The 21,163-nt window shown below is 64.8% G+C and carries 19 protein-coding genes; 5 read left to right on the top strand and 14 right to left on the bottom strand.

The window, feature by feature from the left end; genetic code table 11:
* Positions 1 to 66: 66 nt before the first annotated feature.
* Both HV675_RS17765 and HV675_RS17760 read right to left on the bottom strand, forming a co-directional pair.
* Positions 67 to 1,788 carry a ShlB/FhaC/HecB family hemolysin secretion/activation protein gene (locus HV675_RS17765; RefSeq protein ID WP_175112241.1) on the bottom strand — a complete coding sequence of 574 codons (1,722 nt, stop codon included), beginning with the start codon at positions 1,786 to 1,788 and terminating at the stop codon, positions 67 to 69.
* Between the two features lie 639 nt (positions 1,789 to 2,427).
* The gene (locus HV675_RS17760) at positions 2,428 to 3,567 is read right to left on the bottom strand and encodes a TIGR03032 family protein (RefSeq protein ID WP_246270354.1); all 1,140 of its coding nucleotides are present in this window, start codon (positions 3,565 to 3,567) and stop codon (positions 2,428 to 2,430) included.
* A gap of 313 nt (positions 3,568 to 3,880) precedes the next feature.
* Between HV675_RS17760 and HV675_RS17755 the strand changes: the two genes are divergently transcribed.
* Positions 3,881 to 4,549 (top strand): hypothetical protein, encoded by a 669-nt coding sequence (locus HV675_RS17755; RefSeq protein WP_175112239.1) that lies wholly within the window; start codon positions 3,881 to 3,883, stop codon positions 4,547 to 4,549.
* Between the two features lie 19 nt (positions 4,550 to 4,568).
* On the opposite strand, the gene HV675_RS17750 is transcribed toward HV675_RS17755, so the two are convergent.
* The gene (locus tag HV675_RS17750) at positions 4,569 to 5,255 is read right to left on the bottom strand and encodes an MgtC/SapB family protein (protein WP_175112238.1); all 687 of its coding nucleotides are present in this window, start codon (positions 5,253 to 5,255) and stop codon (positions 4,569 to 4,571) included.
* Between the two features lie 159 nt (positions 5,256 to 5,414).
* On the opposite strand from HV675_RS17750, the gene HV675_RS17745 reads away from it, so the two are divergent.
* The gene (locus HV675_RS17745; protein ID WP_175112237.1) at positions 5,415 to 6,533 is read left to right on the top strand and encodes an AGE family epimerase/isomerase; all 1,119 of its coding nucleotides are present in this window, start codon (positions 5,415 to 5,417) and stop codon (positions 6,531 to 6,533) included.
* A gap of 85 nt (positions 6,534 to 6,618) precedes the next feature.
* On the opposite strand, the gene HV675_RS17740 is transcribed toward HV675_RS17745, so the two are convergent.
* Positions 6,619 to 7,479 (bottom strand): MBL fold metallo-hydrolase, encoded by an 861-nt coding sequence (locus HV675_RS17740; protein WP_175112236.1) that lies wholly within the window; start codon positions 7,477 to 7,479, stop codon positions 6,619 to 6,621.
* 45 nt (positions 7,480 to 7,524) lie between these two features.
* On the bottom strand, positions 7,525 to 9,090 hold the full coding sequence (locus tag HV675_RS17735) for a methyl-accepting chemotaxis protein (protein ID WP_175112235.1): 1,566 nt from the start codon (positions 9,088 to 9,090) through the stop codon (positions 7,525 to 7,527).
* 262 nt (positions 9,091 to 9,352) lie between these two features.
* On the opposite strand from HV675_RS17735, the gene HV675_RS17730 reads away from it, so the two are divergent.
* Complete coding sequence (locus HV675_RS17730; RefSeq protein WP_175112234.1) at positions 9,353 to 9,799, top strand: PaaI family thioesterase; 447 nt, start codon at positions 9,353 to 9,355, stop codon at positions 9,797 to 9,799.
* Positions 9,800 to 9,936: 137 nt separating this feature from the next.
* Here the strand turns inward: HV675_RS17730 and HV675_RS17725 are convergent, their stop codons facing one another.
* The 9 genes from HV675_RS17725 to HV675_RS17685 form a co-directional block, all read right to left on the bottom strand.
* Positions 9,937 to 10,785: an ureidoglycolate lyase gene (locus HV675_RS17725; protein WP_175112233.1), complete on the bottom strand. Its 849-nt coding sequence runs from the start codon at positions 10,783 to 10,785 to the stop codon at positions 9,937 to 9,939.
* Between the two features lie 56 nt (positions 10,786 to 10,841).
* Entirely contained in the window at positions 10,842 to 11,585 is a 744-nt protein-coding gene (locus HV675_RS17720) for an SDR family oxidoreductase (protein WP_175112265.1), read from the bottom strand.
* A gap of 171 nt (positions 11,586 to 11,756) precedes the next feature.
* Positions 11,757 to 12,596, bottom strand: a complete 840-nt coding sequence (locus HV675_RS17715; protein ID WP_175112232.1) for an amidohydrolase family protein — start codon at positions 12,594 to 12,596, stop codon at positions 11,757 to 11,759.
* A 1-nt stretch (position 12,597) separates the two neighbouring features.
* Positions 12,598 to 13,638 carry an aldo/keto reductase gene (locus HV675_RS17710; RefSeq protein ID WP_175112231.1) on the bottom strand — a complete coding sequence of 347 codons (1,041 nt, stop codon included), beginning with the start codon at positions 13,636 to 13,638 and terminating at the stop codon, positions 12,598 to 12,600.
* A gap of 85 nt (positions 13,639 to 13,723) precedes the next feature.
* Positions 13,724 to 15,046 (bottom strand): UxaA family hydrolase, encoded by a 1,323-nt coding sequence (locus HV675_RS17705; protein ID WP_175112230.1) that lies wholly within the window; start codon positions 15,044 to 15,046, stop codon positions 13,724 to 13,726.
* Between the two features lie 94 nt (positions 15,047 to 15,140).
* Positions 15,141 to 15,449, bottom strand: a complete 309-nt coding sequence (locus HV675_RS17700) for a UxaA family hydrolase (RefSeq protein ID WP_175112229.1) — start codon at positions 15,447 to 15,449, stop codon at positions 15,141 to 15,143.
* A gap of 37 nt (positions 15,450 to 15,486) precedes the next feature.
* Positions 15,487 to 16,518, bottom strand: coding sequence for an ABC transporter permease (locus HV675_RS17695; RefSeq protein WP_175112228.1), 1,032 nt, complete (start codon positions 16,516 to 16,518; stop codon positions 15,487 to 15,489).
* The gene (locus HV675_RS17690) at positions 16,508 to 18,091 is read right to left on the bottom strand and encodes a sugar ABC transporter ATP-binding protein (protein WP_175112227.1); all 1,584 of its coding nucleotides are present in this window, start codon (positions 18,089 to 18,091) and stop codon (positions 16,508 to 16,510) included. Before HV675_RS17690 ends, HV675_RS17695 begins: the two co-directional genes overlap by 11 nt.
* Positions 18,092 to 18,111: 20 nt before the next feature.
* Positions 18,112 to 19,188: a sugar ABC transporter substrate-binding protein gene (locus HV675_RS17685; protein WP_246270353.1), complete on the bottom strand. Its 1,077-nt coding sequence runs from the start codon at positions 19,186 to 19,188 to the stop codon at positions 18,112 to 18,114.
* 165 nt (positions 19,189 to 19,353) lie between these two features.
* Here HV675_RS17685 and HV675_RS17680 point away from each other — a divergent pair, with 165 nt between their 5' ends.
* Together HV675_RS17680 and HV675_RS17675 are read left to right on the top strand one after the other, a co-directional pair.
* On the top strand, positions 19,354 to 20,208 hold the full coding sequence (locus tag HV675_RS17680) for an IclR family transcriptional regulator (protein WP_175112226.1): 855 nt from the start codon (positions 19,354 to 19,356) through the stop codon (positions 20,206 to 20,208).
* Between the two features lie 116 nt (positions 20,209 to 20,324).
* Entirely contained in the window at positions 20,325 to 20,867 is a 543-nt protein-coding gene (locus tag HV675_RS17675; protein WP_175112225.1) for a hypothetical protein, read from the top strand.
* Positions 20,868 to 21,163: the final 296 nt, after the last annotated feature.

The following is a 21,163-nucleotide window of genomic DNA, read 5'->3' as shown; positions in this document are numbered from 1 at the left end:
CTTCACAGTCAAATCCCCCGAAAAACCGGCCGGTCACGGCCGGCCCAACACATTTAAAGAAACCGGTCAGAAACTCGCGCGCACATAAAAGTCGAAGTGCGGGCTATACGCTTTCGTGAAGGTCGCGGACTTCATCGGGAACGCCATTTCCACATCGGCGCTCGCGTACTTGAGCAACTGCACGCGCGTGCCGAGACCCACCGACAGCATGTTGAAAGACGACTGCTGCTCCGGAAGCGGGCTCAACAGCCACAGATGCGCGGAATCGACGAACGCATGGAAGCGCCACTCGTTCACGATCGATCCGTTGAAATACTTCGCGACCGACGGGCTGCGCAGTTCGAGCGAACCGAGCACGCCGCTGTCCGCGGTGTTTTCGGCCGACAGGTAGCCGCGCACGGTATTGATGCCGCCCGCCGCGAACTGCTCGCTCGACACGAGCGGCGAGTCCGCGAGCTGGCCGCTCACGTGCGCGTTCAGCTGCAGGTCGTGCGGCAGGTTCTGCGTATGGTTGATATCGAACTTGGCGATCAGGAAGTCCGCGGTCGCGTCGAAGCGCTTGTTGTCGAAGTCGTCGGCGTTGCTGCTAGCGCCGCGCAGATTCGTCTCCAGCGAAACCGAGAATGCCGTCTGCGAGTTCTTCAGATTCAGCTGGCCGTTGTACGCGAACGTGACCGGCACGTAGGTGATCGGCGCTTGCGTCGACTGGCCGCCCAGCACGTCGTTTTCGTCGAAATGCTTGTGATCGATTTCGATGCTCGTCGTCTGCGAATACGTGTCGGTCGACGGCAACGCGTAAATGGCCTGCAAGCCGAACGACGTGCCCTTGCCGAGCACGGTCGTGCCGCCGAGCGACGCGACGTTGCTGTCCGAGTGATACGCGGTGGCGAGCAGGCTCCAGTGCGTGCCCTGCAGCGGCGCGAGGTACGAGAACGTGTAGACCTTCGCGTCCTGCGGGTGCTGCGGCGCTATCAGGAAACTGCCGGAAATGACGTGGCCGAGCTGCCACAGGTTCGAGTAGCTCAGCGAGGCGACCGTGCGCAGCTCCGACGTGTCGGGACTATGGTCGTTGTTCAGTTCGATACTGCCGTGCGCCGGGTTGTGATCGTCGACCTTCAGGTCCACGTCGACGGTTTGCGGCAGCGCGCCGGCCTTCAGCACCGGAATCACCTGACGGTCCTGCGACTTGTTCAGGTCGGTCAACTGCTGTTGCGCCGCGTTGAAATCGGGGACGCTGCCTTCCGCCAGCGCCGGCACCGCATCGCGAATCACCTGCGGCGAGTTGTACTGCTCCCCTTCGACGCGCAAGCGCCCCACCTTCGCCTCGACCACCTGCAGCAGCACCACGCCGCCCTTCACCTGCTGCGCCGGCAATTCGACCACCACCGACTGGTAGCCGCGGTCCTGATAGACCTTCTGCAACGCGTCGCGTGCCGCATTGACATCGGTCAGCGTCTTGCCCGGCCCCTCGAACGGATAGACCGCTTTTTCGATATCGAGGGACGGCAGTTTCGTATTGCCTCGCACGATAAACTCGTTGACGTCGAAGGTCCGCGGCGCGTTGCCCGGTGCGGGCGCCGCGCCGGCCGTTGCACCGCTCGTTGCAGATGCCTGTGCCTGCGCGCTGCTTTGCGTGTTGCCTGGCGCCGGCGTCTGTGCCGCTGCTTGAGCCGTCGCCTGCGTTTGTGCCTGCGCGAGCGGCGCAAGCGTCATCCCGCCCACCAGCAGTGCACCCGCCAGGCACTGCCCGATCCGGTTATTCGATTCCCCGTCTACTACCGGCGTCATGCGCCACCCCTTGATTGCTTGAAATTCTCAGCGTTGTCGTTCCGCTTGCGGCACTTCGCGTCTCGCGCGTTATACGTGTTTCAGGTCAATTTGATGACAGCGGCTCAGTATTCCTAAATAGTTGAGTTGGTCTCGCTCACACCACACATGCTTGCCTGCCCGATCGACGCAGACGTGTTCCACATCCGCGAATACGCACTGCGTTATCGCCTGCCATTCCCGTGAAACGCTTCGCAACGCGCGAACAGCTGACCGGCACTTCGGGTTCCAGCTCCGCGTTGCGCCGCTCGCTTCCCCGCTCGCTTCCCGCTTCCCATCAGGCACTGCGCATAACCGCTACTCAAGCCGCATCCGAACCGACGCATCTATTTGCATAGACGGAACGAACCGCAAGAAACCGCACATTTTTTGTTTGACCAACCCGGCGGGATCGAACACGCGACTCCCTGCCTTGCGCTACCGGCATCACCGCATGTGCAATATGCGGCGATGCCGGCAGATTCGATGACGGGGCGGCGACAGCAGAAGGTTCTTTGCCTCCCTGTCTATCCAGACGTGCCGGGTCATGCAAACCCGCACTTTTTTATCGCACCGGGGTGACAGGCGGAAGACGCCTGGTATCCGGGCGTCGCCACGCGATCATCCTTGCGCGGCCGCAGCCGCTTCTTCGTCTTCTTCACGTGGCTTTTGCTGCCAGAACCCGCCGCGCATCGTCGTGATGGACGGCATCTGCGCCCATTGGCGCGGGTTCAGGATCTCCGCACGCAACACGTCGGGCAGCACCTGCACGTCGAGAATTTCCTCGACACCGTTGTAAAACTCGAGAATGCCGAGCACCGCACCGCTCGCCAGATCGACCGCCGCGACGCCCGCGACCAGTTCGTCGCGTTCGGCTTCGATCGGCAAGCCTTGCGGGCCGCGCTTCATGCGCAGTTTCGACAGTCCGATGAACAGCACGCCGCCATACTCGGCGAGCCCGTGCGTGAAGCCCGGCAAAGTCGTGACGGTTTGCTTCGCGCCGGTCGCCGGATCGATCCGCAACAGCGCGCCGCGCCCGCCTTCGAGCACGTATAGCTGGCCGCCGATGATGCGCGGCGAGTGCGGCATCGACAATCCGCTCGCCACGATCCGGCCCGTTGGCACTTCCATCACGATGCCGCCGTCCACCATCCCCTTACGCCAGCCGAACGGCGTATTCGTTTCGCCGAGCGCGGTCACGTAGCGCACTTTCGATTCGTGAAACGCCATACCGTTGAGGTGACAACGATCGTCCGGACCGAACTCGGTGACGAACGGCGGCTGCCAGATCGGCGTGAAATTGAAGTACCCGTCGATCACGCTGATGCACGAGTAGCGCGTATTCACCGCGAGCACGATCTGATTGTCGAACGCCATGTCGTGCAGGTCGAGGTCGCCCGTATAGTGGGATACACGCGGCACGAACATCGCGTCGTAGTAATCCGGCCGCTCGGGGTAGAGCGGCGCGAGCGACGACACATTCGCGAAAATCATCAGTTCGTGGATGGTCGCGATCGCGAGGCGTTTGCCGCCAACCGCAAGGCCCATCGAACGAGGCAGCTGGCACGCCGACAGCGTCGGCACGCCGTTCTCCACGCCCAGCAACGCGACGCCGGACGGACGCCGGCTGATGGCGAGCGAACACTTCAGGGACGCCAGCACATCGAGAAAGCGCCCGGTATCGCGCAGGTTGATCAACGGCGCTTCTGCGGGGTCTGTCTGCGTGGGAGGGACTGCGGTGTCATGCGGGGACTGCTCCACTACGTTTTCCTTTTTTTGCGTGTGCGGCATTCGACGGATCGAATCGGTCTTTTTTCAAGGTAGCGTATGTTTTGAGTCAAACATGTGACAGAAACAATCGATATGCGCACTCGCATATAAGTTTGCGGGATAGCGGCGCCCGATCCGTCTAAGCAGTAGACACAGGCAAATAGGGCTATTCGAACCCGTTCATGATTTCCGATCCAAAGACTCGCGCCGCATCGGTCGACGGCGCGGGCAACAGCGTGTGCGGCCGCAGACCGCATGCCTTTTTCATCGCAGGTTCGCTTGGGAGCCTCGCGTGCCGTTGAGCATGAAACAGCTGCGCGCCTTCGGCGCGCGTTTCGCGTCCCGCTCGCGTGGCCGCACGCCATTTGCACTTCGCTGGCGCAGCCCGTGGCGGGTGTGGCAAAGCACGTCCTGGTTTGCCAGCACGCTGCTCGCGCCGCCGTTTTCGGTCATCGGCGTTCTGCTGCTGATCAACGCGCACAGCGATTGCCCGACCTTCTGGCCTTCCGCGATGGCGGTGGTCGCGCTCACCAATGCGGTCGCCATCGTCGATGCGAACCAGCGGCACCATCGCCGGCCGTTCGCGAGCCGCACGCGCGTCGCGCTGCGTTATTTCGGCGTGAGCGCGTTTGTCGGCGGCGCGCTGTTCATGATGCTCGTATGGGGCACCGGCATTCTCGAAGATGTGGCGGGTCCGCTGATGCCGGCGGACGGCCCGGCACGGCTGCCCGGCTCGTTCACGCAGCTGCAATGGACGCTTGCCGGGACGGCGGCCTTCTGCGTGCTGTCGTTCGCGCATGCATGCGTGCTGCATGCATGGCTCGCATTCGACGTGCCGGTCTGGTATCGCATCTCGCGCGGGACGTTCGCGCCGGACTTCACCGACGCGGGCAACGAACGGGACGACGCAAAGACCGAGCGCGCGGCGGCCGCCTCCCGTTCGCGAGACCCGCGCGACGACGGTCGTCCATAACGTTGCGAACGCAACGACGTCACGCCTGCGCGCCGTTGTCGCGACACTCCCTGACACCGGAAAACTGACGCAATTGCTCATAGATCGCCGTGTATTCCTGCGGCGATACGCGGCTGAACGTGATCAACACTTCGTCGAGCTCGGGCGAGTCGTCGCTCTGCTGCACGACGAACTGCTTGACGCGCGCGCTCGACGGGCCGAGCGCATCGTGCAGCGAGTGAAACGTGAGCGCGCCGCGCTCGACGAGCAGCGTCAACTGGCGCCGCTGTTTGACGGTGATGAAGCGCCGCTCGATCGGCTTGATGCCGGCGAGGATGATCAGAATGATCACGGTCGCGGCAATCGATGCCGTGTACAGGCCGCCGCCGACCGCGAGGCCGATCGCCGCAACCGACCATAAGCTCGCCGCCGTGGTCAGCCCGCGGACGATCTCGCCGCGCAGCAGGATCGACCCCGCGCCGAGAAAGCCGATGCCCGATACGACCTGGGCGGCCACCCGCGACGGGTCGAGCACGATATGCTCGCCGCCCAGCACGTCGGCAAAGCCGAACGCGGAGACGATCATGATCAGCGCCGAGCCGACGCATACCAGCATATGCGTGCGCAGCCCCGCGGCCCACGACAACCGTTCGCGCTCGAAGCCGATCACACTGCCGAGTGCGGCCGCCATCACGAGCCGCGCGATGAATTCAAGATTGCCTGGCATATCGCCCCCCCTGTTTTTTGTCGATCCAGCAAGATGCGGTCCGCCCCGGCACCCGTCCGGCGTACCATAGCGGGTTATTCGCGTGCTATCCGACGCTGGCGACGCTGGCCGCGCGCCGCCGGAGCGCAACGCGCGTCATTTCAACCTTGAATTCGAATCATGAGCACACCTGCTTCGACGTCCGCCGCCGCGCTCGCACTGCGCGAACATTTTGCACGTATTGTCCTGCCGATCTGGCGCGGTCCGGGCTTCAACGAAGCGCTGAATCTGCCTTACGAAGCCGTTGCCGGCGACGGCCGCCAGCCGCTGCCCGCCGTCCGCTACCGGGCGATGGCCTGTGCGCGCCAGTTATTCGTGTTCGCGCAGGCCGGCATCGCCGACCATGCACAACGGCTGTTCGACGCGCTGCTCCACTACTTTCAGGACCACGCGCGCGGCGGTTGGTTCTATAGCGTCGACGCGCAAGGCGCGCCGCTCGATACGACGAAGGACCTGTACACGCATGCATTCGTCGTGTTCGCGTGCGCGGAATATGGCGCACGCTCGGGCAACCGCGATGCGTTCGACGTCGTACGTCGCACGTCGTCTGTGATCGAAGAACGTTTTGCAGTGCGCAACGGGGCGCAGCGCGCACCCGACACCCACGGACTTTACAACGCGGCGCTCGACGTGGATTTTTCGACGGTGACCGGCACGCCGTTGCAAAACCCGATCATGCACTTGACCGAAGCATGGCTCGCGGCGCGGCAAGCCACCGGCGACGCCGCCTTCGATACCGCGCTCGAGCGTCTGTGCAGCGCGGTCGCCCGCGCATTCATTCACGCGCCGACCGGCTGCGTCGCGGAGTTGCCGCTCGGCAGCGCCGGCAACTGGCTCGAGCCCGGACATCAGTTCGAATGGTTCTGGCTCGTGCGGCAAGCGGGCGAACGGCTCGAGCGAACCGGCCTCGATGCGTCGCTGGCTCGTGCGTTCCTTTTTGCGCAGCAGCACGGCGTGGACGCGGCGACCGGCGGTGTCGCGCTGGCGCTCGACGAACACGGCGCGATCAAGGACGCTACGCAGCGGATCTGGGCGCAATCGGAATACTTGCGCGCGCTCGCCGTGCATCCGGACGCAGCTGTGCGAGCCGTACTGCCGCAGCAGATCGCCCGCTTCAGCGAACGCTTCCTGCGTCCGCAAGGCTGGTTCGAATGCAAGACCGCGGCAGGCGGCGTGTCACGCGACGATATGCCGTCGACCACGCCTTATCACCTCGCCACTGCGTATGCAGCGCTATAAGGCGCCATGACGCGCAGCGCCATCACATCGATGTTGGCGCTGCGGCTTGCATGATGGAAACACAGGGGCTTTGCAACGCCGACGCTCACAGCACGTTGAGCGGCGTCTTCAGATACCGGATGCCGTTCGCCTCCGGCGGCGGTGCGACACCCGCGCGGATATTCAGCTGAATCGACGGGATCAGCAGCGTCGGCATGCCGAGCGTCGCATCGCGCGTCGTGCGCATCTGCACGAAGGCCTGCTCCTCGACGGACTCATGCATATGGACATTGCGTTCGCGCTGGTCGGCAACGGTCGTCTGCCAGCACACGCCGCGTCCGTTCGGCGGGTAGTCGTGGCACATATAGAGCTGCGTATCGCCCGGCAGGCTCAGCAGGCGGCGGATCGACGCGTACAACATGCGCGCGTCGCCGCCCGGGAAATCGCAGCGCGCAGTGCCGACGTCCGGCATGAACAGCGTATCGCCGACGAATACCGCGCCATCGAACCGGTACGCGACATCGGCAAGCGTGTGGCCGGGCACGTGCAGCACGGTCGCTTCCAGTTCGCCGATGCGGAAAGTTTCGTCCGCAACAAACAGGTGATCGAACTGCGAGCCGTCCGCATGAAACTCGGCTTCGAAGTTGAACATCGGCGCGAAGATCTTCTGCACTGAGCGAATGTGTTCGCCGATGCCGATCGCGCCGCCCAGATGCTCGCGCAGATACGGCGCCGCCGACAGATGGTCCGCGTGCGCGTGCGTCTCGAGCAGCCACTGCACGTGAAGCGCCCGATCGCGCACGAACTGGATGATGCGGTCGGCGGATTGCGTCGACGTGCGCCCCGAACGCGGGTCGTAGTCGAGCACCGAATCGATGATCGCGCACGGCGAACCGCGTCCGGCATGCACAACGTAGCTTATCGTGGCCGTTACGGGATCGTGGAACGCTTCGATCTCGGGTTTCATCAAGTCACCTCGGTTCTTACCGGCAGCAACCCGAAGATAACCGAGCTATCGGCCCGCCGCCAGCACCGAATTGGAAATCTCGAACACTGCGACTGCATCTTTCAGCTGGCGGGTCTGCTGATGCAGCGATGCGGCGGCGGCCGCCGCCTGTTCGACGAGCGCCGCATTCTGCTGCGTCATCCCGTCCATCTGCACAACCGCCTGCTTCACCTGCTCGATGCCGCTGCTCTGTTCAAGCGATGACGCGCTGATCTCGGTCATCATCTGCGTGACGCGCGAAATCGACGCGGATACTTCGTGCATCGCCTCGCCGGCGCGCTCGACGAGCGTCGAGCCGTCGCGAATCTCGGAGACCGATTCATTGATCAGCTCCTTGATCTCCTTGGCCGATTGCGCGCTGCGCTGCGCAAGGCCGCGCACCTCGCCCGCCACGACTGCGAAACCGCGCCCCTCTTCGCCCGCCCGCGCGGCTTCCACCGCGGCGTTCAGCGCAAGAATATTGGTCTGGAACGCGATGCCGTCGATCACGCCGATAATCTCGGCGATCCGGTCGGAGCTTCGCGCGATGCCACGCATCTTCGCGACCACGCCGTCGACCACGCCGCTGCCGCGCGACGTTGCGTCGAGCGCGTTCGCCGCGAGCGTGTTCGCTTCGCGGGCATGGTCCGCGTTACGGCTCACGGTCGCGGTCAGCTCCTGCATGCTCGCCGCGGTTTGCTCGAGCGACGCGGCCTGGTTTTCGGTGCGCGCGGACAGATCCGCGTTGCCGGTCGCGATTTCGTTGGCGCCGAGGTGAATCGAATCCGCGGTTTCGCGCACCGTGCTCACGGTGCGCGCGACGCTTGCCTGCATGCTCGCGAGCCCCGCGAACAGGCGGCCGATTTCATTGGTGCCGTGCGACTCGACCGGCTGATCGAGGCGGCCTTGCGCAATACGGTCGAAGTGCCGCCCCGCTTCCTCGAGCGGCGCGAGCACGCCGCGCTTGAGCACCTGATAGACGGCCACCGTGATGCCGAACAGCAGCACCAGAAGCACGATGCCGACCATCTGGAACAGCGCGAGCCGGCCGTCGATCGAATCGAACGACGCGTGACTGATGCCTGCGCCGAACTGCGTGAAGTTGTTCGTCTCGTTCAGGTAAGCGTCCTGCAAGCTTTGCGTCGGCTGATCGAGAAACGCCTGAATATTGCCCGCGTCGAGAAATTGCGCGAGTTCGATGAGCGCGTCATGAATCTTCTGGTACCGCTCGGTGAGCGCCGCCGCGCGCGTGCCGTTTTCGTCGTTGAGCTTCGGCGCCTGCGCGAATGCCGCGAACGAGCGATCCGCGGCGGCCAGCTGTTCGCGCGCGTGCTGAACGATGTCGGCCGGCTCCGCGCCGCCGCGCACCATCCGCGTGCCGGCGCGCGACAGGTTGATGCGCGCGTCCATCAAATGCTGCGTGGTTTCGTTGACCGCGTTGACCTGACCCAGCGCGACATTCGCGAGGTCGCCGACGTCGTCGTGCGTGCGGGTGAGCGACCAGAAACCGAGCGCCGCGCTCACCAGCTGGAACATGCAGAAAGCGGCCAGAACACATAGAAGGCCCGAGGAGACCTTGATCTTGCTTAACATCAGTTACCACCCGCGTATTGCGATAAGAAACCCATTGATTGACTCGGGTTTACGGCAATACGCGCGCTGACTTGAGATCAAACGACGGGGGGGTGGCAAGCCCCCCCGGCGCCGGTGTCTGCCGGCCAGTCCGCGTCTGATTACCGACGTTTTTCACAATAATTACATCGTGATTTTTTCCGGATTACCTTGACTAGGCGTGTTGGCGCTTCCTAGAGTGGGTGGAACGTCACTGCGGGCCTCGCCCCGAAGGAATCCGACGATGACCGATCTTCTGGATCGCGCGCGCGGCGCATTGCATGCGCAGCCGTTCAGCACGCTGCTGGGCACCGAACTGATGTATGTCGGCGCCAACGAGCTGACGTTGTGCCTGCCGATCCGCGACGATCTGCGGCAGCAACATGGATTCGTCCACGGCGGCGTGATCAGCTATCTCGCGGACAATGCATTGACGTTTGCCGGCGCGCTGGCGCTGGGGCCGCGGGTGATTATCGGCGAGTACAAGATCAACTATCTGCGGCCCGCGGTGACCGGGGTGCTGATGGTGCGTGCGGAGGTCGTGTACGCGGGCCGCCATCAGGCGACCTGTCAATGCAGCGTGTTCGTGACGGATGGCGATCGCGAGCGGCTGATCGCCGTCGCGCAGGGCACCGTCAACCGGATCGGCGACGGCACCGAAAATCATAAGGAAGAAGTGCAGGCGGAATGACGGGCGGGATCTGGAGGGAGTGGCGTTGTTACTATAGAAAATTCTGCAGAGCCAGTAACCGGCCGGCGCCGCCACGTTCGGCACGTGAACGACGCCGGCTCCCCACTACCGTAGTGGGTCCAGCACCAGACAATCGCTTAGTCCGCCGCGTACGTCTTCTGCTGCTGCTCGCCGAGCCCTTCGATAGACAGACGCATCGTCTGCCCCGGCTTCAGATACACCGGCGACGGCTTCACGCCCATGCCGACGCCCGGCGGCGTGCCGGTCGAGATCACATCGCCCGGTTGCAGGCTCATGCACTGCGACAGATACGACACGAGCTTCTTCACGCCGAAAATCATCGTCTTCGTGCTGCCGTTCTGGTAGCGATGACCGTCCACTTCGAGCCACAGCTTCAGGTTCTGCGGATCGGGCACTTCGTCGCGCGTGACCATCCACGGGCCGATCGGGCCGAACGTGTCGAAACCCTTGCCCTTGTCCCATTGTCCGGCGCGCTCGAGTTGCCACTCGCGCTCCGACACGTCGTTGATCACGCAATAGCCCGCCACGTAGTCGAGCGCGTTCGCTTCGTCGACGTACTTCGCGGCCTTGCCGATCACGATGCCCAGTTCGACTTCCCAGTCGGTCTTCTTCGAGCCGCGCGGAATTTCGACGTCGTCGTCAGGACCGCAGATCGCGCTGGTCCACTTGTTGAAGATCACCGGTTCCGGCGGCACCGGCAGATTCGATTCCGCCGCGTGATCCGCGTAATTCAGGCCGATACAGACGAACTTGCCGATCTTGCCGACACACGGGCCGATACGCGGATTGCCGTCGACGAGCGGCAGCGACGCCGGATCGAACGCGCGCAGCTTCGCGAGACTCGCGTCGTCGAGCACGCTGCCGTCGATGTCGCCGACCACTTGCGACAGATCGCGAATCTTGCCTTGCGCATCGAGCATGCCGGGCTTTTCCTGACCTTTCGGTCCGTAACGAAGCAGTTTCATTGTTGCGGTTTCCTGTAAGTTCAACAGACGTTCGAAGGAATGAGACAGGCAACCGGTCAGTTCGACCAACCGCCGTCGATCACATGCGCGTGGCCGGTGGTGAACGCCGATTCGTCCGAAGCCAGATAGAGCGCGAGCGCCGCGATCTCTTCCGGCTTGCCGATGCGGCCCATCGGCTGGCGCGCGACAAACGCGGCCTGCACATCGGCGACATGCTTGCCCTGCGCCTGAGCCTGCTCGGCGATCCGCTGTTCGAGCGACGGCGACGCGACCGTGCCCGGGCAAATCGCGTTACAGCGTACACCACGCGTGACGAAGTCCGCTGCCACCGCTTTCGTGAGACCGATCACCGCCGCTTTCGATGCGCCATAGACGAAACGGTTCGGCACGCCCTTCACGCTCGATGCCGCCGACGACATATTGATGATCGAGCCGCCGCCCTTTTCCAGCATGCCGGGCAGAAACGCGCGAATGGTCCGGTACATCGCCTTCGCATTCAGGTCGAAGGCGAAATCCCAGTCTGCTTCGCTGGCTTCGAGAATCGAGCCGGCGTGCACGAAGCCCGCGCAGTTGAACAACACGTCGATCGGACCCACGTCTTTCGCCAGCGCATCGATCGCGGCGCTATCGCGCACGTCGAGCTGGCGCGCGTCGACCGGCTTGCCGGCGAGCGAATCGAGGCGGATGTCGGTCGCAATCACGCGGGCGCCTTCACGCGCGAAAAGTTCGGCGGTCGCAAGGCCGATGCCTTGCCCGGCAGCGGTGATCACGGCCGTTTTGCCGGCCAGTCGCTGCGTCATCTGTGTCATCTGCGTCTCCAGTCTGTTTGATGTTGGTTTGAATCACCGCCGAACCGCGTGCGCCGCGCGGGTCGCGGCGCGTGCCGGTGTTGCGCGCGGGGTCGCACATCGCGGGTCGCAGGTCGCGCGGCGGCAGTTGTGATTGTGCATCCGTCGGCGGTGCATGCGCACTTACAGGCGGTAAAAAGCCGTGGCGTTGGCGCCGAATATCGCATCGCGCTGCGCGTCGGACAGCGCGGCGACGAGCGTCGTCGCGATCGAATGCCACAGCAGATAGTCGCCGTTCAGGTTCAGCACCGGCCAGTCGCTGCCCCACATCAGCCGCGCCGGTCCGAACGCCGCGAGCAGATGGTCGACGTACGGCCGCAGCGTCGCTTCGGTCCAGCCCGCGGCGGCCTCGGTCGCGAGACCCGACAGTTTGCAGTGCAGATGCGGCAGCCGCGCAAGCCGCGTGATGCCGTCCGCCCACGCGTGCCAGCCCGCGCTGCCGTCGCGGATCGGCGGCTTCGCGCCATGATCGACCACGATGCGCAGCGATGGAAAACGCTTCGCGAAGATCTCGAGCGCGTCGACGTGGCGCGCGAAAATCAGCGCATCGAAGGCGAGGTCGTGCGCGATCAGCGCGTCGATGGCCGGTTGCAGCGCCGGGTTGGCGATCCAGTTGTCGTCGGGCAGATCCTGCAGCATCGGCCGCACGCCTTTGAATTTGGGCTCGCGCGCCAGTTCCGCGAGCAGCGCGGGCGCATCGCGTTCGAGCAGCGGCACCCAGCCGACCACACCCGCAATCGACACGTCATTGCGCGCGAGCGCGAGCAGATAGCGCGTTTCGTCGACGCTCGGCGCGGCCTGCACGACCACCGTGCGTGCGACGCCGGCGCGTTCGCGCAGCGGCGCGAGGTCCGCTGGCGCGAATACGCGGTACAGCGGCGCGAGCGCCGGCGTGAGCCAACCGTAATCGCCGCGCGCCGGGTCCCAGTAGTGCTGATGTGCGTCGATCTGCGGCGTCGTCACGTCATGCCTCCGGCAGCGGGGCACGCCGGTCGATCAAGCCCTGGTCCTGCAGCGCTTGCCACAGCGCGACCGGAATGGGCCGCTCGAACGATTCGGCGTTCGCGCGCATTTCGTCGGCGCTGCGCGCGCCGGTCAACACGGTAGCGACCGCGGGATGCGCGTACGGAAACTGCAGCGCCGCCGCGGCAAGCGGCACGCCATGCGCGCGGCACACGTCTTCGAGCCGCGCCACGCGCTCGATCACCTCGGGCGGCGCCGCGGCATAGTTGAACTTCAGGTCGCCGGACACGCCTTGCGCGAGAATGCCCGAATTGAACGCGCCGCCGAGCAGGATGCTGACGTTGCGCTTCTCGCAGTTCGGCAGCAGATCGTTCAGCGTCTGCTGTTCAAGCAGCGTATAGCGGCCCGCCAACAGCGCGCAGTCGATCTCGAACTCGACCATCATTTCGAGTATGGCGTGCCCTTCGTTGACGCCGAGGCCGACCGCCTTCACGACGCCCGCCGAGCGCAATTCGTCGAGCGCGCGAAAGCCGCCGCCGTCGGTCAGTTGCTTCCAGTAGTGCGGGTTCTGGTCGCCGTGCGTCATGCGGCCGATATCGTGAATCAGCAGGATGTCGATCTCGATGATGCCGAGGCGCTGCTGGCTGTCTTCGAACGAACGCAGGATGCTGTCGTGCGTATAGTCGTAAATCGCTTCGAACGGCAGCGGGTTCTGCCAGCCTTCGCTGCCGTCGTATGGATGCGTGCGCGGCACGAAACGGCGGCCGGCTTTGGTCGACAACACGTACTCGTTGCGCGGGTAGCGGCGCAGCGCGTCGCCGAGCCGGTGCTCGGCTTTCGTGTGTCCATAGTGCGGCGCGGTGTCGAAGAAGCGCACGCCGCAGTCCCACGCGGCGTCGACGGTGTCCTGCGCTTCCTCGTCGGTCAGATCGCGGTACAGCCCGCCGAGCGGCGCGGTGCCGAGGCCGAGGCCGCCGACCTGCAGCGGCCGGCGGCCGATCGAACGGCGCTGCCCGATGTTCGAATCGATTGCGGATGTCATCCTCGATGTCTCCTTCTGTTTTCTTATGCGTCGTGCGACCGCCGAACGAATCACCTCGCCGCCCGATGCGGCTTCGCGAAACGCACTACGGCGCGATCTCCACCATCCGCCGCGTCAACACCGCATTGCCCGGCAGACAAGCAGGCCCGACCGGCTCGAATGTCTTGTACGTAAGGATAAACTCCTGGTGCCCGAGCGTTTCGGATTTCGACGGAATGCCTTGCGCGACGCGCACCGTGACGTCGAACACCTCGCGGCCCACTTCGTCCAGCGACGCGCGGCCTTCGAGAATCCGCCCCGCGTCGACGTCCATATCGCCCGACAGATTGCGATACGTGTCCGGATTCGCGCAGACCTTGATCACCGGCGAAATGGCCGAGCCGACCACCGAGCCGCGGCCGGTGGTAAACAGAATCAGATGCGAGCCGCATGCGATCAGCTCCGCGATCTCCGCATTGTCGCTGATGTTCGGAAAGCCGAAACGCGGCTCGCCGTCGGGCACCACGTCGAGCAGATACAGGCCGCCGGTCGGCGGCACGTCGCCCGGCTTCACGATGCCGACAATCGGCGACGCGCCGCTTTTCGCATACGCGCCGAGCGACTTTTCCTCCTGCGTCGTCAGGCCGCCGTCCGCATTGCCGACCGCGAAGCTGCCGTGCCCGAGAATCGAGTAGTAGCGCGCCGCCTTCGCGACACACGCGACGATTTCGTCGCCCAGCTCCGCACGCGCCGCGCGGCTTTTCATATGAAACTCGCAGCCGACCAGTTCGCCGGTTTCCTCGAAGATGCAGGTCGCGCCCGCATCGATCAACTCGTCGAATGCGCGGCCGACCGCCGGGTTCGCGGTAATGCCGCTGGTGCCGTCCGAGCCGCCGCAGACCGTGCCGATCACGAGTTCGCTCAGCGCCATCGGCACCTTGCGTTGCGTCGCGAGCTTGCCGCGCGCCTGTTCGACCCAGTCGATGCCGTGCTGGATCGTGCTGCGCGTGCCGCCCTTCTCCTGAATCGTCAGCACGTCGACGGGCCGGCCGCTCGCGCGCACGGCGTCGACCAGATAGTGCTTGTTCATGCTTTCGCAGCCGAGCGACACGAACAGCACCGCGCCGATGTTCGGGTGCGTGGTGAGCCGTTCCATCATCTTTTCCGCGTAGCTGTTCGGGTAACAGCCCGGGAAGCCGATCAGATGCACCGGCGGTTCGCGCTCGCCCGCTGCGCCGCTCGCCGCGGGGTCGTCGAACGCGTCGAGCGGGTCACGAAAGTGCGTGACGATTTCGCGTGCAACATGGTGCGCGCATTCGACGAGATACGCGACCGCGACCACATTGCGGATGCCCTTGCGGCCGTCGCTGCGCAAATAACCTTGCAGCTGCGGCTGGGCGACGGCGGGTGTGACGGAGGTGTCGGTCATGATCGTTGTTGTGCGGCTCGTAGTTCGGTTCGTTGCGGGGCTCGTAGTACGACTGTCGTGCGGGTCGCGTCGTGTGCCGCCCGGCCGCGCCGGTTCAATGGTTGACGAATGCGTGCCCTGCGTCGTGCGTGTAGGTCGGCAGGTAATCGCTTTCGAGGTTGTGCGTGTGCAGGTGCTCGCCGCGTGCAACGGCGCCGGTCACGTGGCCGATCACCGCGCCGTAGCGCAGCACCTTTTCGTCTTTGACGAGCGCGCGGCGCGCGACCTTGTGGCCGAGATCGATCGTCTTCGCAAGCGTGATCGTCTCGCCCTCGATGTCGAGCTGCGTGCCGGCTTCGAGCCGCGCTGCCGCAATCAGGCAGTTGTCGTCGGGGCTCAGCAGAATCAGGCGTGGGTCTGTCATGGAGGCGGTTCTGTGGGAATGGGCGTTCTGGTCTGTTTCAGTTCTGTCCTTCGCCGCTCGCGAGTCGCGCCACCATCAGCGAGCCGAGAATGATCGCGCCGTAGATCGCCTGAATCCAGAACGACGGGACTTGCGCGAGCGTCAGCAGGTTCTGCACGACGCCGAGCAGCAGCACGCCGGAGAGCGCGCCGAGCATGGTGCCCTTGCCGCCGTCGAGCGAAATGCCGCCGATCACCGCCGCGGCGAACACCGTGAAGATCATCCCGTTGCCCTGGTTCGCATTGATCGCACCGACGTAGCCGGTCACGATCAGACCGCCGATCGACGCCAGCATGCTGCCGAGCACGAACACACCCCACGTGACGCGCTCGACACGAATGCCGGCGGCGCGCGCCGCTTCCGGATTGCCGCCGATCGCGTACAGCGCGCGGCCGAGACGGTGATAGCGCAGCATGAACGCGGCGAGCGCGAAGGCGGCGGCCGCGAGCCACACGGACAGCGGCAGACCGAGCACGATGGTGGTCGCAAGGGCGAAGAACGAAGGCGGCATATCGAACAGCGTGCCGCCCTTGGTCGCGCCGACGAGCATCCCGCGCAGCACGATCAGCATCGCGAGCGTGACGATAAACGCGTTCAGCTTGAGCCGCACCACCAGAAAGCCGTTGATATAGCCGACCAGCGCACCGACCGCGACGATCGCCAGCAGGCCGAGCGCCGCCGGCCATTGCACGCCGAAACCCGCGGACGCCGCCGGCATGACGAGCATCGCGCCGAACGCGGGCGCGATGCCGACCGTCGATTCGAGCGACAGGTCGAACTTGCCGGTCAGCACGATCAGCGATTCGGCGAGCACGACGAGCGCGAGCGCCGCCGACGCGCCGAGTACGCTGATCAGATTCGCCTTCGTCAGAAAGCTCGGGCTCACGAACGCGCCGATCACGATCAGCAGCGCAAGCGCGGGCAGCAACGCCAGATCGCGCAGCCGCGCGAACGCGATGCGCGGTTTGCCGGCGTGCGTCGCACCGCCGTGCGCGGACGCGAACGCCGGGCTCTGCACACTATTCTTCATGGAGACTGACTCCTTCTACGGATGCAATCAGGTCGTGGTCTTGCCAACCTGCGTCGAATTCGGCCGCAATCTGGCCGCGGAACATCACGAGCACACGGTCGCAAGTGCGCAGATCGTCGAGCTCGCCGGACACCACGAGCACTGCTTTGCCTTCGTCGCGCACGCGGTCGACGACCGACAGCAGCGCTTCCTTCGATTTCACGTCGACGCCGGCCGTCGGATCGATCAGCACCAGCACCTGCGGGTCGGTCGCGAGCGCGCGCGCCATCACCACCTTCTGCTGGTTGCCGCCCGACAGACCCGAGACCGGATGATCGGGACCGGGCGCGACAATGCCGAGCGCTTCGATCATCCGGCGGCCGAACGCGTTTTTCTTCGCGGGCGGCGCGATGCCGAAACGGCCGAGCGTACGCGCGATGGTCATCGACGCGTTTTCCGCGATCGATTGCGTGAGCACAAGGCCTTCGTGATGGCGATCCTTCGGCACGCAGCCGATGCCGCGCGCGAGCGCCGCGGGTACGTCGCCCGGCGGCAACCGTGCGCCCGCCACGCGAATCTCGCCGCGCTGCGGCTTGCGCAGCCCGGCAATCGCTTCCGCGACACTCGTGCGGCCGCTGCTGGTCGCACCGGTCAGGCCGATCACTTCGCCGCGCTTCACCTGGAACGACACGCCGGTATAGTCCGCGCCCGTCAGGCCGACCACGTCCAGCGCGACCGGCGTGCCCGCCGGCAGCGGCGCACGCGCCGCGGCATCGGCCACCGCGAGGCCGCCGCGCTCGCCGGTCATCGCCTCGATCAGCCGCTCGCGCGGCAATGCCGCAACCGGCGCGCTGACGATATGCCGCGCATCGCGCAACACCGTCACCGCCTGGCAGATCTCGTACACCTCCTGCAGATGGTGCGAGATAAACAGGAAGGTCACGCCTTCACGCTGCAACTCGGTGATGCGCGTAAAGAGCCGTTTGATTTCCTCGCCGTCGAGTTGCGCGGTCGGTTCGTCGAGGATGATGAAGCGCGCGCCGTACGACAGCGCCCGCGCGATCTCGACCAGTTGCCGCGCTTCGACCGTCAGATCGCCGGCGCGCGCATCTTCGCGCACGCCGATTTTCCAGTGGTCGAGCAACGCGCGCGCGTCGCGGCGCATCGCGCGCCAGTCAATCACGCCGCGCCGCTCGGGTTGGCGGTTGATAAACAGATTTTCCGCGACGGTGAGGTCGCGAATGATCGTCGAATGCTGATAGACGCACGCAACGCGCTCGCGCCACGCATCTCGGTCGGCAATCGGCGGCGCCGGCATGCCGGCGAAGCGAACCTCGCCGGTGTCGGGCTTGCGCAGACCGGTGAGAATCGACACCAGCGTCGACTTGCCCGCCCCGTTGCGCCCAACGAGCGCGTGCGATTCGCCGGGCATCACGCGCATTGTCACCTCGCGCAGCGCGAAGGTCGAACCGAAGCGCTTGCCGACGCCGAGCGCTTCGACGACGGGCGCCGCGGCCCGCGCGCCTCGCGCCGACGCATCCGCCGCGACGCCTGACGCCGCGGTCGGGATCGAACCGTGCGGCGCGTCGCCCATTTCGGCGCTCGTTTCAGCGCTCATTTCAGTGTATTGCCCCACAGGTTCTTGTCGTCGACGTTCGCCTTCGTCACGAGCGGCGCGGGCAGTTGATCTTCAAGCACGCCCGGTTGCAGCTGCACGATCGTGCTGTCGTGATCGGTCGGGCCCGGCTTGAAGGTCTGCCCGGCGAGCGCGGCCTTCATGTAGTAAAGGCCGTACTTCGCGTACAGGTCGGCCGGCTGCGAGATCGTCGCATCGATCTCGCCCTTGCGGATCGCGTCGAACTCCTGCGGAATGCCGTCGTTGCTGACGATCACGACATGCTTCGCGTCGCCCGCCGGAAACAGCATCTGCTTGCGGCGCAGCGTTTGCAGCGTCGGCGCGAGATAGACGCCGCCCGCCTGCATGTAGATCGCCTTCACGTCCGGATTCGCGGTCAGCAGGCTATCGAGCGCGCTCGCGGCGACGTCGCCCTTCCAGCCTGCCGGAATCTCGAGCAGCGACAGGCCCGGGTACTGCTTCAGGCATGCGCGGAAGGCTTCCGAACGGTCGCGGCCGTTCACCGACGCGAGGTCGCCTTCGATCTGCACGACCTTGCCCGACTTCACGTGTTCGCCGATGTATTTGCACGCCTTTGCGCCGTACGCGTGATTGTCGGCGCGCACGACCATCGCGACCTTGCCCTGCGTCGGCGCGACGTCGACTGCGACCACCTGCACGTTCTTCTCCGCTGCCGTATTCAACGCGCGGCTGATCGCGGCCGAATCGATCGGCCCGACCACGATGCCCTTCGCACCGAGATTCACCATGTTGTTCATGTCGGTGATCTGCTGCGCGGGGTCGTTGTTCGAGTTGACCGGCGCGAGGATGTCGATGCCCATCTCCTTCGCGTACTTCGGCAGGTAGTTGTTGTACGACTGCCAGAACGGCGACGTGAGCAGCGGCAGGCCGAGGCCTACCTTGCCGGCATCGGCGGCCTGCGCGGCGCCGCTCGCGGCAAGCCCGGCGACGCACGCGGCGGCAATACCCGCCGACAGCGCCGAACGGACGCCAAAGCGGACCACTAAGCGGACCCCAAAGCGTCGCGCCGGGCGCGACCTGCTGATGACATTCATGGTTTGTCTCCTTCGATTTATGTTTTTACGTTGGCTGAGCTACTATTCACCAATGAACGTATTATTCATATACGAATTTTTTCTAGTCAAGGTCTCTGTGGTGTTGCGACCGTCCGTGTTTTCCCTGGCGGCGGCGGGCCGCGTGCGGATTCCTTGGATAATGGGATGAAAACGAACAGACACGAGACGGTCACAATGGACGTGCACGCAGACGACAGGGACGACGGCGACCGTTACCGCGCGCCCGCGCTGGACAAGGGGCTCGACATCCTCGAATTGCTCGCGGAGCAGAAAGGCGGCCTCACGCGCGCCGAAATCACGAAACTGCTCGGGCGCAACGCGAGCGAGATCTACCGGATGCTCGAACGCCTCGTCGCGCGGCAATACGTGGTGCGCTCGGCGGGTGGCGACCGTTATTCGCTGAGCCTCAAGCTGTACGCGCTCGCGCATCGGCACCCGCCGATGGAGCGGCTGATTTCCGAAGCGCTGCCGCTGATGCAGCGCTTTGCCGCGCAGGCCGAGCAGTCGATTCACCTCGCGGTGTACGACCGCGGCAATCTGTTGCTGATCGCGCAAGTCGACGGGCCGGGCACATGGGGCATCGCGGTGCGCCTCGGCTCGCGCGTGGGTTTGGTCGATACCGGTTCGGGCCGCACGATGCTCGCGTTCCAGACGCCGGAGCAGCGCGCGCAAATGCTGGCCGAGCACACCGCCGTGAAAGGCGAAGTGACGATCGATCACGACGCGCTCGAAGCCGCATGCGCGCATATCCGCGCGGCGGGTTTTTCGCAGAAAGACAGCCAGCAGATTTTCGGCGTCACCGATCTGACCTTTCCACTGCTCGGCTCGTCGGGCCAGGCGATCGCCGCGCTGACCTGTCCGTTCCTGAAACGCATCGATGAATACGTCGCGCCGACGCTCGAGGAAACCACCGCGATGCTGCGCGACACGGTGCAGGCGCTGTCGATGTTCCGCGAGTCGAATCACGACGACGAGCCTGCCGCGCATCCAGCCAGCTAGCACTGGAATTCGCGCGCGCATGCGTTAGAATGGCGGCCCTTTTCGAACCCGCCGCACGCGTCGGTACGCGTGCGCGCTTTTCTTCCATCCGCTCATTCCACCCGCTTCGACACGCAATGGCCAAACTCTTGTCCGACCAGGAATTCCAACGCTTCACCGAACTTCAGCAGAAACAGGCAGGCTTCACGATCACCGCTGAAGAAGCCGACGAGTTGCGCGACATCGTGGCGCGCGCGCAGCAAAAGCGCGACGACCGCGCGGCGGCGATGCACGCAATCGAAACGTATATCCGCCAGTTCGAAATCACGCCGGACGAACTCTTCTCGCCCGAGCAGATCGGCGAGGCTGCACGCTCGTATGGCCTGATTCCCGCGGCGAAGAAAGAGCGCGCATTGCCGCCGACCTTGACCTTCAACGGTAAGCCCTACCAATGGACGCGCAATTTGCCCGATGAAATTCGCGTGCCGCTGTTCGACGCGTTCAAGAACGGGCAATCGGTAAAGGCATTTATCGCGACGCCGAAGGACAGCGCGCGTTGCGCCACGACGATCGCGCGGCTCGAGCGCGAAACCGGCTCGGTCTATGCGGATGCGTGGCTTGAAGAGCTTGCGGTATCGCGCGCGCAAATCGAAGAGGCTGCGACGAAGCTCACAGCCTGAGTGGTCAGCACGTTCAGCACAACGCGCGACCTCTTCGTTCGCTCTTCGTTCGCTCTTCGTTCGTTTACTCACCCGTGCGTTCGCACGTTCGTGCTGTCGTGTTTCTGTTCGTCACTTCCTGTGCGTTCCTTCCTGCTCGTGCGCGTGCCGGCGACGTTCGTTGCCGGCGCTCTCCGTGCGCTTCGATCCCGGCCAGTGGTAAACCGGCTGCGCATCGAACTTATTCCATCGCTCGCACGCTGCCCCACTAAAATATTTTCCGCTGCGTCATTTGCTGTCTGAACACGCACCTTTTT

This window comes from Paraburkholderia solisilvae, from assembly GCF_902859875.1.
Lineage (GTDB): Bacteria > Pseudomonadota > Gammaproteobacteria > Burkholderiales > Burkholderiaceae > Paraburkholderia > Paraburkholderia solisilvae.
Note: the sequence above shows the minus strand (reverse complement) of the source record. Positions and strands in the feature narration are given on the sequence as shown.